This window comes from Haloparvum sedimenti (assembly GCF_001462205.1).
Classification (GTDB): Archaea; Halobacteriota; Halobacteria; order Halobacteriales; family Haloferacaceae; genus Haloparvum; species Haloparvum sedimenti.
In genome coordinates this window covers 7,047-20,300 of sequence record NZ_LKIR01000124.1, presented here as the reverse complement: position 1 = coordinate 20,300, position 13,254 = coordinate 7,047, and the positions used below count along the sequence as shown (strand labels likewise).

The window sequence follows — 13,254 nt, the reverse complement described above, 5'->3', positions numbered from 1 at the left end:
TAGCCCGCGAGCGCGAACACGAGCCCGGTCACCTCGCGCTCGGACTCCGAGAGGTGGTCGACCGTGTCGCGGTAGGCGCTTCCGTCGGGTCCCGAGCGGACGACGTGGAGGTCGAAGCGGGTCTTCTCCACCTTGCGGCGGCCCTCGCGGACCTCGGTCTCGCGGCGCTCGATCCAGATGCGATCGATGTTGTCGTAGTCGAGGATCTCCAGGACTGACGCCATGTGGTCGTTGAACGCCTCGACCGCGTCCGCCTCGATGCGGTCGACGCGCGTCCGGAGGTCGGTGAGCTCTTCGGCCACCGACTCGCGGCGCTCGCGGAGCTCCTCGCGCTCCTCGAGGTCGGCCTCCGTCTCCGCGATCTCCGCCTCGATCTCCGCGAGATCCGACTCCAGCCGGTCGACCTCGATCTCGAGCTCGTTGGCCTCGCGGTGGCGCTCGATCACCTCGTCGTACTCGCCCGCGCCCACGTCCTCGGTGGCCGCCTCGAGCTCCGCGACGCGCTCCTCGGTCTCCTCGCGCTCGGTCTCGAGCTCCTCGATGCGCTCCTCCACCTCGTCGATCTCGGACTCGATCCCCTGCAGGCGGCGCTCGGCGCGCTGGCGCTCGTTCCGTCGCTGACGGAGCGAGGAGCGCTTCTCGGAGAGCTCGTCGATCTCGTCGCGGAGGCCGTTTCGCTCCTCCAGCTTCGAGGCCCGCAGGTCCCGGAGCTGGTCGAGCGTCCCCTCGATCCGGTCGGTGTCGACCTCCGACCCACAGGTCCAACAGACGGTGCGGTCGTCGCCGAGCAGCTCGTCGGTGAGCGCGCCGGCGTCGGTTTCGCCCGCTCCGTCCCCCTCGAGCTCCACGTCCAGCCCGTCGCCCTCCAGCATCTCCTCGTTGAAGCTGATGACGCTCCCGAGCTCGTTCAGCGTCTCGTCGAGCGCGCGCTTGCGCCGGCGTAGCTCCTCGATCCGGCCGTCGATGCGCTCGGGGTCCTGGTCCGGCTCGTCGGTGTCCGCAAGCGTGGCCTCGAGCTCCTCGCGCTCCGCGCGGAGCTCCGAGAGCGTCGACTCCTCGGCCTCGATCTCGAACTCCACGTCCTCCAGCTCGGAGCGGGCCTCGCGGACCTTCGCGAACGCCTCCTCCAGCTCCTCCTTGCGCGACCGGCTCTCCTCGAGGTCCGTGTCGAGGTCGTCGATGGCCGCCTGGGCAGCGTCGAGGTCCTCGCGAGCGGCCGCGAGGTCCGTCTCCACGTCGTCCTTTTCCGACTCCAGGTCCGGGAGCGTCGACTCCAGCCGGTCGAGGTCCGCGATACGCTGGTCGAGGTCGTCCTTCTCCCGTTCAAGCTCGCGGATCTCCGCCTCGATGCGGTCGGTGTCGACCGGGCGCATGATGATCTCGCGGAGGTCGTCCCCGCGCGCGACCGCCTGTCGGGCCTCGTTGTCCTCGAGCAGGAACGCGAACAGGTCCGCGATCTCGGGGTCGTCGAGGAACGGGTCGCCGCCGAAGGCGACCTCCCCGCCGCGGCGCGTCAGCGTCCGCGTGTACGTCTCGTCGCCGATGGACAGTTCCACCTCGCCCTCCTCCGCGTCGCCCTTGAGGGAGGGGCGCGTGCTGCCGAGTCCCGCCATCAGCGCCTGGAGGAACGACGTTCGGTTGGTCGCGTTGCGGCCGCTGAGCACCGTGACGCCGGGGGGGATCGTCACCTCGGTCTCGTCGATCCCGCCGACGTTGCGGGCGCGAACACGGACTTCTTCCTCGGTACGGGCCATCGAACTCATTGCACGCTCGTACCGTTGGAAGCGGTATAACTTTTGTGACGGGAGCCGGCCCCGCGGGACGGCCGCCAACGCTCCGGTCAGTCGGCAGCGCAGTCGCAGCCGCCCTCACGAAGCAGGTCCCCGACCGGGTAATCGGTCCCGCAGTCGGGACAGACCGCGCGCACGTCGACGAGCAGCTCGTAGTCGTGGTCGGTCAGCTCCCCGGCGTCGACGAGGTTCGCGACCGTGGATTCGGCTACGGCCGCGGTCCGGCCCTGCAGCCGCTCCAGCGTGTCGATCTTGCGGTCGACGCGGTCGGCCGAGCGGTCCGGAAGCTCCGCTTCCCGGTAGTCGGTGAGGTACGTGTGGACCGCCTGGTGGGTGACGAAATCGTCGAGCACGGCGTCGACCTCGACGCCGTCGCGCTCGAGTTCGCGACGCTTGCGCATCCGGTCGGCGCGCGCCGTGTCGTCGTCGGTCAGCGTGGCGTACGCGCTCGCCACGTCGCTCTCGACGGCCGACCGGCCGGCCTCCCGCATCGCGGCCGAAAGCACCGCGCGGTTGAACTGGTCCGCGAGGTCCCGGAGGCTCGTCCGCTCGCCGTCCGCGCCCGTCCACTCCGCCTCCAGTCGATCGCCCATCCCGTCGAGGTCGTACGCCTCGATGACGCGCGCGACCTTGCTGTTCGGCCGCGAATCGGTATCGGTCATACGGTGATCCACATCCTCCACCGTTACAAAGATAGCGGTGTAACGTGATCTCGGTGGTAGCGCGGTCTCGATACCGCACCTTCGGGCGGGATCGCGGGCGGCAAACTCGGGCTCTGCGGTCCCGGCGGCGGGCACGATCTCGGAGAGAGCGGAGCTGGAAACGTCCGTCCGAAAGCGTCCGAAGACCACGCGGACGCAGGACTACTCGAGAAAGCGTAATGTCTCTCGATCTGGTTCGTCGTAGTACGTCTCCAAGGCCGTTCGGAACGGTTCGGGGTCGTCCGCGACCGCGTCGAACAGCGTCATCGAGGAGCGGAACTTCAGATCGTCGGGGGGCCCGAACACCTCGGTCGCCGAACGGCCGTCGAGCGCGTTCACGAGGCCCGTACACTCGCGGAGTCGCGGTCCGAGAACCGGGTGTGCCAGATAAGCCTCGGCCTCGGCCCGCGATCCGATCGCGTAGCGCCGGGCCATGCGGCTGCTGCCGAGCCCCGCGACCTGCGGGAAGACGAACCACATCCAGTGGGTCCGCTTCCGACCCGACCGAAGCTCCGTCTTCACCTGATCGATCACCGGCTCCTGTGCCTCGACGAACCGCTGCAGGTCGTGGGGGTCCTCGGAACGAGTCATCCGTCTCGGTCGCGCCTACGTGGGGCTCGCACCTAAACGGCCGGGGCTCGACTCCGAGGTGTGCGACGACGCGACGCCCGAACACCCACGGTCCGACACCTTCGCTCCCGGGACGGTGAATAGAAATTCTGAAAAGTGAACAGACAGGTCACGGGAAGAGAACATGTCGTCGGTGACGAGGGCGTTCGGAGCAGGAGACACGACGACGGACGAGGGGGCGGTCGCCGACCCGAACGACTTTGAGGTGGGTGGGCGTACCCGGCCCCATGTACGACCGGATCCTGGTGCCCGTCGACGGCAGCGAGGGGGCGGCCGCGGTGCTCGAGCACGTCGGCGAACTCGCCCGGCGCGTCGACGCGGACGTGGAGCTGCTGTTCGTGGCCGATACCGCGCGCGACAGCGTCACGCTCGTGGAGGGCAACGTGGTCGACGCGCTCGTCAGCGAGGGGGAGGACGTGCTCGCGGACGCCGCGGAGACGCTGGCAGAGGTGGGGGTCGACGCGGAGACAGCGACGGTACAGGGGAATCCCGCGCCGAGTATCGCCGAGTACGCCGACCGGTACGACCACGACCTGATCGCGATGGCGACGCACGGCGATTCTGGAGCGAGAGGGCTGCTCGGTAGCGTCACCGAGAAGGTCGTCCGGCTCGCTGACATCCCTGTGCTTGTCGCGCGACTCCGCGACGACGAGCGGCTGACCGCGCCCTACGAGCGCGTCCTGCTGCCGACCGACGGCAGCCCGCGTGCGGAGGCGGCCGCGGCCCACGGGCTCGACCTCGCGGCCGCGCTCGGTGCGTCCGTCGACGCGCTCTCGGTCGTCGAGGAGGGCGGCGTGGGAGCGACGCTCCGGTCGCTGCTGTCGGACGAGGAACGCGACCGCTCGGCCAGCGAGGCGGTGGCGCGCGTCGAGAAGGCGGGCGACGACCGCGACCTGTCCGCGGTCCGGTCGCACGTCGAACGGGGCAACCCAGCCGAGGTCATCGTCGACGCCGTGGACGAGTACGGCGTAGACGCGGTCGTCATGGGAACCACCGGCGAGCACGGCGCCGAGAAAATCCTGCTCGGCGGCGTCGCGGAGCGCACGCTCAGGAACGCGCCCGTGCCGGTGATCGTCGTTCCCTCGGAGGAGTGACGCCGGCGGGCGCGGCCCCCGTCGCGCCGTCGGCGGCCGGAAAAACAGAATCAGGCCTCGTCGGGGTCGCGAGGCGTGTAGGAGCCGCAGTCCCGGCCGTCGATCGTCGAGTCGGTACAGTCGAACGCCGCCTCGTCGACGTACACGTGCCCCTCGACGGTCGCGTTGTCGAGTTTGACCTGCTCGCCGTCGGCCGCGACGACGGCCCCCTCGACGGTAGAGTCGAACACCTTCACCGTGTTGTTCTCGCTCTCGACATCGCCACCGACCGCGCTGCCGGCGAGCACCTCGACGACCTTCCGTGCGGTCACCGACCCGTCGACGGTCACGTTCCCGAGCTTCGCGTCCGCGGTCCGGGAGACGACGCTCCCCCGGACGGTGCCCGTCTGGATGTTGACGACCTTCTCAACGGCCACGTCGCCGTAGACGGTCGCGTCGTCCCCGTCGAAGTCCTTCGCTCCGCTCGCCGACTCGCCGACGACGACCCCCCCGTCGCTCACGGTGATCCCCTCGTCGGTCTCCACGTCGCAGTCGACGACGAGCCCGTCGATCGTGATGGGGTCGGCTCCGCCGTCAGTCTCCTCGTCGACCCACTCGCAGGTCCGGTCCGGCTCGGGGAGCGTCCGGTCGACGGTCGCGGTCGTCAGCACGTGAGTCGTGTCGTCGTCCCCACGCCAGACGACCATGATCTCCTCGTCGACGGGGTAGAGTTCCACGGCCGTCCCGGCCGTCAGTCGCGTGCCCGCGGCCGCGTCGGGATCGGCGGCCCCGCGGATAGCAAGCGCGTCGCCGTCGATCGTGTCTCCGCCGCCGTGGACGAGCGCGTGGTGCAGGCCGTCTCCGGCCGCCTCCACGTCCAGCGTCGCCCCGGGAGCCGGGTCGGGGTCGTCCGCGAGGCCGAGGATCAACACGCCGCCCGTACCCGCCAGCAGCGCGACGATGCCGACGAGGATCACGACGCCCACCACCGGCGAGATCGCGCGATCGGCACCATCGGAGCACACCATGGGCGGCGTTGGACCGCCGGCATCAAAACTGTCCCGACCGCACTCGGAAGAGCGGACCGAGGTCGACCGCGGAGGTGCGCCACCCGATCTATGTATCGCGACATGAGATATACCGGCGGTGCGAAGGATTATTGTCGAGGTCCGGAGAAGGGGCACCAATGACCGGACACACGGACCGAGCGGCGGACGGGGAAACCGAAGAAGCCGGGGACGGCGACGGAGCGTCGACCGTCGGAGCGGCGGTCGTGGACTGCCTGCTGGATCACGGTATCGACACCGTCTTCGGCATTCCGGGCAAGCAGACGCTCCCACTCAACGAGGCGCTCGCGGACAGGAACGCCCGGTTCGTCGTCGCGCGCCACGAGACCGCCGTCACGCACGCCGCGTGGGGGTACGCGGAGACGCGCGACCCCGGCGAGATGGCCGCGACGGTCGTCGTCCCGGGGCCGGGCGACATGAACGCGATGAACGGACTGAAGAACGCGCTCAACGACTGCGTGCCGATGGTTCACGTGGCGGTGGAGACGGAACACGAGGTTCGCGGCGGCGACGGGATCCACGAGACGCCGCCCGATACCTACGACAACGTGGTCAAGGAGAACGTCCTCGTGGAGACCGCCGAGAGCGCCGTCGCGGAGCTGACCCGAGCGATCCGGATCGCCCGCGAGCCGCCGATGGGGCCGGTCCGGGTCGGCATCCCGAAGGACTTCCTCGCGAGCGCGACGCCACAGGCGAGCGTCGGCGAAGGGGCGTACAGAACGCCACCGGAGCCTCCAGCGGCGGCCGTCGGCGCGGCCGCGGACCTGCTCGCGGCGGCCGAGCGACCGGTCGTCCTCGCCGGCGGCGGCGTCCGTCGGGCCGGTGCGAGCGAGCGGCTTCGCGCGTTCGCGGAAGCGCTCGACGCGCCGGTGGTGACGACCTACAAGGGGAAGGGAACGCTCCCGGAGGACCACGCGCTCTCGGCGGGCGTGCTCTGTGGCGGATCCTCGACGGAGCTCCGCGAGCTGCTGGCCGAGTCGGACGCCGCCCTCGCGGTGGGGTCGGACCTCGACGCGGTCGCGACCGGCCGCTGGTCCGTCGAGCTCCCCGACGACCTGGTCCACGTCACGCTCGGCGCCGACGACGTGGGGACCGGCTACGAGCCGGCCGTGGGGATCGTCGCCGACGCCGACCGGACGCTGCGGGCGCTGACGGACGGGATAGCCGAGCGCGGCGGCGACGCGGAACAGCCCGGGGACGAGCGCGCGGCCGCGGTCCGGACGGCTGACGCGGCGCGGTTCGACGCGGTCGCCGCGGCCCGGGACGCGGCCGATCCGCCGACCTCCGTCGAGGTGGTTCGAGCGGTCCGCGAGGCGCTCCCCCGCGACGCGATCCTCACCGCGGACGCCGGCGGGTCGCGCCAGTGGACGCTGCTCGCCTGCGAGGCATACGGCCCGCAGTCGTACGTCAATCCCGGGTCGTGGGCGACGATGGGGACCGCACTCCCCTCGGCGATGGGCGCGAAGCTGGCGAACCCGGACGCGGACGCGGTCGCGCTGGTGGGGGACGGCGGCCTACTGATGTGCGTCCACGAGCTGCACACGCTCGCGACGGAGGGGATCGACGTCACCGTCGTCGCGCTCAACAACGACGACTACGCCATCATCAGCGAGGAGGCCGACCGCTCCCACGGCCTCGGTCCGGGGGCGTACGGCTGGGCCGACGCCGGCCTCGATCTGACCGCGGTCGCCGAGGGGATGGGCGTCGACGCGACGCACGTCGCGGACGTGTCCGGGATCGCGGAGGCGCTCGACGACGCGCGGGCCCACGAGGGGCCCTCGCTGGTGGAGGTCACGACGGATCCCGAGGAGCCGCAGGCCAGCGAGTGGATGACCCGGGAGCGCTGACCGGGCGGGGAGGCCGACGCGGTTCGGCCGGGCTCACCGATAGGAGAAATTGACCTGCAGTTCGCCGGAGATGCCCCGCAGGAGGTCCGTCAGCTCCTGCTCGTTCCGGTCGTCCTCGAGGCGGTTGCTCGGCCCCGAGACGCTGATCGCGCCGTGGACGGTCCCGGCGTTGTCGAGGAGCGGGACGCCGATCCCGGTGACGCCTTCGAGGAAGCTGTCGGTGCCGTACGCGACCCCGGTCTCCCGGACGGTCTCGAGCTCCGACTCGAGATCCGCTCGGGTCCGCCCGTCGGGAAGGGGATAGTCGTACCCCTCGAGGATGTCGACCCGGCGTTCGGCGGGGAGGTTCGCGAGGATCGCCATCCCCGCGGCGAGCCGGTACAACTCGAGGTGGAGCCCGATCCGGGCGTTCGTCTGAATGGCTCGCTTGCCCGCCGACTTCGCCATGAACACCGCCTTCCCGTTCTCCTCGACGGTCCACCACGCCTTCTCGTTCGTCTCCTCGGAGATCTCGTCGAGTTTCGCCCGGATCTCGTCGTACAGCTCCCGGGTCTCGCGGACCTTGCTCCCGATGTCGACGAAGCGCAGACTCAGACGGTACGCCCGCGAGTCGGTCTGGACGACGTACCCGTGTTCCTTGAGCGTCGAGAGGTAGGCGTGGGCGGTGCTCTTCGGCATGTCCGCCCTGTCGGCGAGTTCGGTCACGCCCGAGGGCCCGTGCTCCTTGAGCGTCTCGACGAGGCGGAGCAGCTTGTCCCCGGCCTCTACGGTGTCGTCCATACGCGCCGTTGTTCACGATTCGCCATATGTCTGTTCATCCAGGCTGAACAAAGGCTGAGAGTGAATGGCAACCACAAAGTCATAAATAGATATTCAGCCAGTTTTATCGGGTTTTTGAGGTTAAAAAACGCATTTATGAGAATTATAGTTAAATATACAATTTATTGCCCACTAATACAGTTGTTTTTCCACTTTGCTACAGTTTATTCTTTGGGAAATTGATGACGGCAACACTTAATTTGGGAGTTCTATTCCATCGCGGCCTCGGTAGCGACGAACGAGTCGGGGAGTGCCGAATTCCGTTACAATCGTATTTTTGTAACGGTAGTCGGGGTTCAGCGATGGAGGCGACCGCGCCAGTTCGGAGGGCGGCGTCCGGGAACGTTCATCCCCGATGAACGACCGTGTGGGAAATATCGACCAGGATGCCCCAGCGGTCAACGGAGAGAGCCGGAAAAACGGGCGTCAGTCGGCTCACCAAGGCAAGCCGGTCCGCATCCGGAGTCGCGTCCGAACGGTCCGGCTCCGGATCCGGGCCGAAAGCGAGTGTGTGGCAGCGATACCGGCGCATCTCCGAGCACGATCCATAATTCGGCTCGGCTGAACGGGGTGAGCCCCCGATTCACGGTCAACAGGCGCCGGGAGGCGCTGTCGAGTACGTGTGTCAGTCCGTGTCAACCCCGAGAGAGGCGGAAAGCGAGTCGTGAGCCGGAGAAACGGAGAAAAGGGGATCGCACCGGTGCGCGTTCGGCTCACCCGAACGGTTCCGGGCGGGCGCTATCGCCCCGTCCACTCGGGCTCGCGGTCCTCGAAGAACGCGTCGATCCCCTCGTTTTTGTCTTCGGTCGCGAACAGCTGCGCGAACAGTTCCGCCTCGTACTCGATGCCGGACTCGAGGTCCATCCGCGAGGCGGCCTTGACCGATTTCTTCGCGAACCGCAGGGAAACCGGGCTCTTCGCCGCGATCGAGCCCGCGAGCTCGTAGACGCGGTCGTCGAACGCGTCGTCGCCGTGGACCTCCTCGACCAGCCCGATGTCGGCCGCCTCGGTCGCGTCGATCAGCTCGCCGGAGAGGATCAGCTTCATCGCCTGGCCCTCGCCGACGAGCCGGGGGAGTCGCTGCGTGCCTCCGCCGCCGGGGATGAGCCCGAGGTTGATCTCCGGCTGGCCGATCTTCGCGTCCTCGTGGGCGATCCGGATGTCGCACGCCTGAATCAGCTCGCAGCCCCCGCCGAGCGCGTGCCCGTTGATGCGCGCGATCACCGGCACGGGACAGTCCGCGACGCGCTCGTACACCCGCGGTCGTTCGCTCGCCTCGCGCTGCTCGAGCGAGTCGCGCTCCCGAAGCTCCGTGACGTCCGCGCCGGCGACGAACGCGTTCGCGTCGGGGTCACCCGTCAACACGACGGCCCGGACGTCCGTCTCCTCGACGGCGAGCATGGCGGTCTCGAGCTCCGCGCGGAGCTGCGCGTCGAGCGCGTTCCTGGCGTCCGGACGCGAGAGTTCGATCGTCGCGACGTGGTCCGCGCGGTCCCCGACCGAGGCCGACACGGTCTCGCAGTCGGCGACCGCCTCGGGGAGGCTCACTGCCCGTCACCTCCGGCGCCGCTGACGCCGACGACCTCCCCGTCCTCCCAGACGTAGAACCCCTCGCCGGTCTTCTTGCCGAGCTTGCCGGCACGCACCTTCCGTTTCAGCACTTGCGGCGGTCGGAACCGCTCGCCGAGCTCCTCCCGGAGGTACTCGAGGATGTCGAGCCGCACGTCCAGCCCGACGACGTCGCCGAGTTCGATCGGACCCATCGGATGGTTGTACCCGAGTTCCATCGCGGTGTCGATATCTCGGGGGTCCGCGACCCCCTCCTCGACCATGCGCATCGCCTCCACGCCGAGCGCGACGCCGAGCCGCGACGACGCGAACCCGGGCGAGTCGGTGACGGTGACGGGCGTCTTCCCGATCCCCTCGGCGAACTCCGTCGCGGCCGCGACCGTCTCGTCGCTCGTCTGCTCGGCGACGACGACCTCGACGAGGTTCATGATGTGGACCGGGTTGAAGAAGTGGAGGCCGACCGCGCGCTCCGGCCGGTCGAGCGCGTTCGCGATCTCGGTCAGCGACAGGGAGGAGGTGTTCGAGGCGATGAGGCAGTCCGGATCGACGTGGCTCTCGACTTCAGTCATCGTCTCGTGTTTGATCGGCATTTCCTCCGGGACGGCCTCGACCACGAGGTCGGCCCCGGAGACCGCCTCGGACAGGGAGGTCGTCCCGGTGATCCGGTTCCGGGCCGCCTCGGCCTCCGCCGGCGTCAGTTTGTCTCGCTCGACCCCGCCGTCGAGGTTCGACTCGATCGCGGCGAGCCCCGACTCGACGATCTCGGTCTCGAGGTCCCGCAGGCTGACCTCGTGACCTCCCATCGCCGACACCTGTGCAATACCGTGTCCCATGGTTCCCGCGCCGAGTACTGCGACCTTCATCACTAACGGCGACCACGCGCAGGCTCAAAAGCGTTTGCAGCCATCGATGCGGCGATCGGTGAATTAATCACCGAGAACTCGCGATCGGAACCTGTCAATGGGTACGTCTAGACAGCAGGCCGTCGTGGTCGACGCCGTCAGAACGCCGATGGCGAAGAAGGACGGTGCGCTCTCGGCGGTGTTCCCCGAGGACCTCGTGACGGCGGTGCTCGACGCGCTGATCGACCGGACCGGCGTCGATCCCGAGGAATGGGACGACTTCCGGCTCGGATGTGCGAACCAGGAAGCGGAACAGGGACGAAACCTCGCCAGACAGGTGCTGCTCGCCGGCGGATACCCGGCGACCGTTCCGGGATCGACGACGACGCGGCTCTGCGGTTCGTCGCTGACGACGCTCAACGACGCCGCACGCGCGATCGAGGCCGGTGACGGCGAGGTCTATCCGGTCGCGGGCGTCGAGCAGATGAGCCGCGTCCCGTTCTCCGACTGGCTGCATCCGGCGATCGAGTCGCGGTACGACGCGGACCGCCTCCCGATGGGCCAGACCGCCGAGACGATCGCCCGCGAACACGGCGTCTCGCGGGCGGCACAGGACGAGTTCGCGCTCCGGTCGCACGAGCGGGCCGTCGAGGCGGCCGAGGAGGGGCGGTTCGACCGGGAGATCGTCCCCGTGGAGACGCCCGACGGGGTCGTGTCGACCGACGAGACCCCCCGCCCCGGGACGACCGTCGAGCAGTTGGGCGACCTCCCGACCGTGTTTCGCGACGACGACGAGGCGACGGTGACGCCCGGGAACGCCTCGCCGCTCACCGACGGAGCGGCCGGGCTCCTCGTCACCAGCGCCGCGTACGCGGAGGAGCACGACCTCGAGCCGATCGCCCAAATCGCGACGCGGTCGGTCGTGGGCGTCGACCCCCGAGTGATGGGGCGCGGACCGGTCCCCGCGACGCGGGCGGCGCTCGACGACGCCGGACTTGACGTGGACGACCTCGACCTGATCGAGCTCAACGAGGCCTTCGCCGCGCAGAGCGTCCACTGTGCCGACGAACTCGGGATCCCCGACGAGAAGCTGAACGTGAACGGCGGCGCGCTCGCGCTGGGACACCCCCTCGGCTGCTCGGGCGCCCGGATCGCCACGACGCTCCTGCACGAACTCCGGCGGCGCGACGCCGACCGCGGGCTCGCGACGATGTGCGTCGGGTTCGGGCAGGGCGTCGCGACGGTCTTCGACCGAACATAACACACAACGGCGGGCGACGGTGGGCGACGAACCGACCGATCGGAGCGTCGAGCAGGGCCGCGACCGAGAACCGACGGGGCGCTATCCGTCGATTTCGACCGGCCGCATCTTGAACCCGTAGCGGATGACGCCCTCCTGCCGGTAGATCCGCCGAGTCACCGTCTCCGTTCTGTCACCGATATCGACCGAAGACTCACCGGGAGCGAGCACCTGCGTCGGGACGCTCACCGTCTCGTCGCCGACCGGGCCGTCCAGGGCGACGACGGCGCTCACGAACGGACCGCTCTTCGACTGCTGTTCGACGAACTCCGGGGGTGCGCCCCCCTGGGCGATGGTCGTGACTCCCTCCACCGTTCCGGTTCCGGGAAGTCGAACGGTCTCGTAGTCGTCGGGGCGGGCGTGGCACTCGCGACACGCCCCCTCCGGCGGGAAGTTGAGCGCGTCACACGCGGGGCAGCGCCCCGCGACCAGTCGGTGCCGCTGCGGGATCGTCCGCTTCCACGAGGGGACGCTCACGTACGCGCCCCCGCCGTCCGGCTCGTCCGCGGTGATCTCGCCGCGCCGGCGGAGGTACTCGGGGTAGGTCAGGTCGACGTCGCCGTCGAGCGCACACCTCGTCGGGACGTCGCCGTCGAGGACCATCGCGTTCGCGCCGGCGCCGCTGCCGTACGCCGCGAGGAGCACGCGGTCTGCGCCCTCGTCGAACGCCTTCGCCGTCCCGAGAAGCGCGCTGGCGGCGCCCGTGTCCCCGAGCGTGCCGACCGTGTCGGCGGCCGCGACTCGCTCGGCGTCGACGCCGAGCGCGCCCGTCACCCGGTACGGGAGCTTGCCGTTCGGGGACTGGACGGCCGCCGCGTCCACGTCGCCGACCGGACCGAGGCCGTCGACCGCCCCGCGAATCGCCGTCTCGAACGACTGCCGGTCGTAGCTGGTCACGCCCAGTTCCGTCGTCTCGTCGGACCCGGCGCCCCGGAACCGCGTGCCGGGGAAGGGCTCGACGTGGGAGGCCCGGTCGGTGACGACGCCCGGACCGCCACCGCCGACGACCGCGGCGACGCCGGCGGCGCCGGCCGCGTGCTCGACCGCGCTGTCCGGCGCGCCGGTCGGGCAGTCGGCCGCGACGACGAGGCCGACGCCGTCGCCCCACGGGCCCGCGTCGAGCGCGGCGTCGAGCGCCTGTGCCCCCGCGCGCGTGCTCCCGGTCATCGTCATGGTCGTCGCGTCGCTCGAAACGCCGAGCAGGCTCGTCAGCCGAGCCGTTAGGTCCGACTCGGCCATCGGCGGGGTCGTGGTGGCGAACGAGAGGTAGTCGACCTCGTCCGGGCCGGCGTCCGCGGCCGCGAGGGCCCGCCGCGCCGCCTCCACGCCCATGGTGAGCGCGTCCTCGTCCGCCTCCGGGACGGCCTTCGTCTCGACCCCGGCCGCCTCGAAGTGACCCCACGCCTCCTGGAAGGACTCCGCGTCGATCCGCAGGCGCGGGCTGTACGCACCGAACGCGCGAATGCGGACATCGCTCATCGGCCCACCTCCCGTTCGAGGACGTGGACGACCGCCGCGCCGCCGCTCCCCCCGACGTTGTGCGTGACGCCGTACCTCGGGTCCGCGACCTGTCTGTCCCCGGCCTTCCCCCGAAGCTGTTTGAACGCCTCGGCGAC

Annotated in this window: 12 protein-coding genes; 3 read left to right on the top strand and 9 right to left on the bottom strand. The window is 69.9% G+C overall.

From position 1 onward, the window contains the following. The 3 genes from AN233_RS09365 to AN233_RS09355 form a co-directional block, all read right to left on the bottom strand. On the bottom strand, positions 1-1,763 hold a 1,763-nt coding region (locus tag AN233_RS09365), incomplete at its 3' end, for an archaea-specific SMC-related protein (RefSeq protein WP_343123574.1). Between the two features lie 77 nt (positions 1,764-1,840). Then, a complete protein-coding gene (gene rdfA, locus AN233_RS09360; protein WP_058366526.1) occupies positions 1,841-2,452 on the bottom strand; it encodes a rod-determining factor RdfA in 612 nt (203 codons plus the stop codon). Between the two features lie 201 nt (positions 2,453-2,653). Next, entirely contained in the window at positions 2,654-3,082 is a 429-nt protein-coding gene (locus tag AN233_RS09355; protein WP_058366525.1) for a DUF1810 domain-containing protein, read from the bottom strand. A gap of 266 nt (positions 3,083-3,348) precedes the next feature. Between AN233_RS09355 and AN233_RS09350 the strand changes: the two genes are divergently transcribed. Beyond that, entirely contained in the window at positions 3,349-4,215 is an 867-nt protein-coding gene (locus AN233_RS09350) for a universal stress protein (protein WP_058366524.1), read from the top strand. 50 nt (positions 4,216-4,265) lie between these two features. Here the strand turns inward: AN233_RS09350 and AN233_RS09345 are convergent, their stop codons facing one another. Then, positions 4,266-5,222 carry a type IV pilin gene (locus tag AN233_RS09345; RefSeq protein WP_058366523.1) on the bottom strand — a complete coding sequence of 319 codons (957 nt, stop codon included), beginning with the start codon at positions 5,220-5,222 and terminating at the stop codon, positions 4,266-4,268. A 158-nt stretch (positions 5,223-5,380) separates the two neighbouring features. On the opposite strand from AN233_RS09345, the gene AN233_RS09340 reads away from it, so the two are divergent. Continuing rightward, entirely contained in the window at positions 5,381-7,108 is a 1,728-nt protein-coding gene (locus AN233_RS09340; protein ID WP_058366522.1) for a thiamine pyrophosphate-binding protein, read from the top strand. Positions 7,109-7,141: 33 nt separating this feature from the next. Here the strand turns inward: AN233_RS09340 and AN233_RS09335 are convergent, their stop codons facing one another. The 3 genes from AN233_RS09335 to AN233_RS09325 form a co-directional block, all read right to left on the bottom strand. Further along, positions 7,142-7,888 (bottom strand): IclR family transcriptional regulator, encoded by a 747-nt coding sequence (locus tag AN233_RS09335; RefSeq protein ID WP_218055077.1) that lies wholly within the window; start codon positions 7,886-7,888, stop codon positions 7,142-7,144. A gap of 777 nt (positions 7,889-8,665) precedes the next feature. After that, a complete protein-coding gene (locus AN233_RS09330; protein ID WP_058366521.1) occupies positions 8,666-9,475 on the bottom strand; it encodes an enoyl-CoA hydratase/isomerase family protein in 810 nt (269 codons plus the stop codon). Beyond that, positions 9,472-10,359, bottom strand: coding sequence for a 3-hydroxyacyl-CoA dehydrogenase family protein (locus AN233_RS09325; protein WP_058366520.1), 888 nt, complete (start codon positions 10,357-10,359; stop codon positions 9,472-9,474). The genes AN233_RS09330 and AN233_RS09325 overlap by 4 nt, the downstream gene beginning before the upstream one ends. Before the next feature lie 97 nt (positions 10,360-10,456). Between AN233_RS09325 and AN233_RS09320 the strand changes: the two genes are divergently transcribed. Beyond that, positions 10,457-11,599 (top strand): thiolase family protein, encoded by a 1,143-nt coding sequence (locus AN233_RS09320; RefSeq protein WP_058366519.1) that lies wholly within the window; start codon positions 10,457-10,459, stop codon positions 11,597-11,599. A gap of 81 nt (positions 11,600-11,680) precedes the next feature. Here AN233_RS09320 and AN233_RS09315 read toward each other — a convergent pair whose 3' ends face one another. Both AN233_RS09315 and AN233_RS18025 read right to left on the bottom strand, forming a co-directional pair. Then, positions 11,681-13,117, bottom strand: a complete 1,437-nt coding sequence (locus AN233_RS09315) for a zinc ribbon domain-containing protein (protein ID WP_058366518.1) — start codon at positions 13,115-13,117, stop codon at positions 11,681-11,683. Further along, a partial coding sequence (locus AN233_RS18025; RefSeq protein ID WP_394326204.1) for a thiolase C-terminal domain-containing protein occupies positions 13,114-13,254 on the bottom strand: 141 nt, incomplete at its 5' end. The genes AN233_RS09315 and AN233_RS18025, both read right to left, overlap by 4 nt.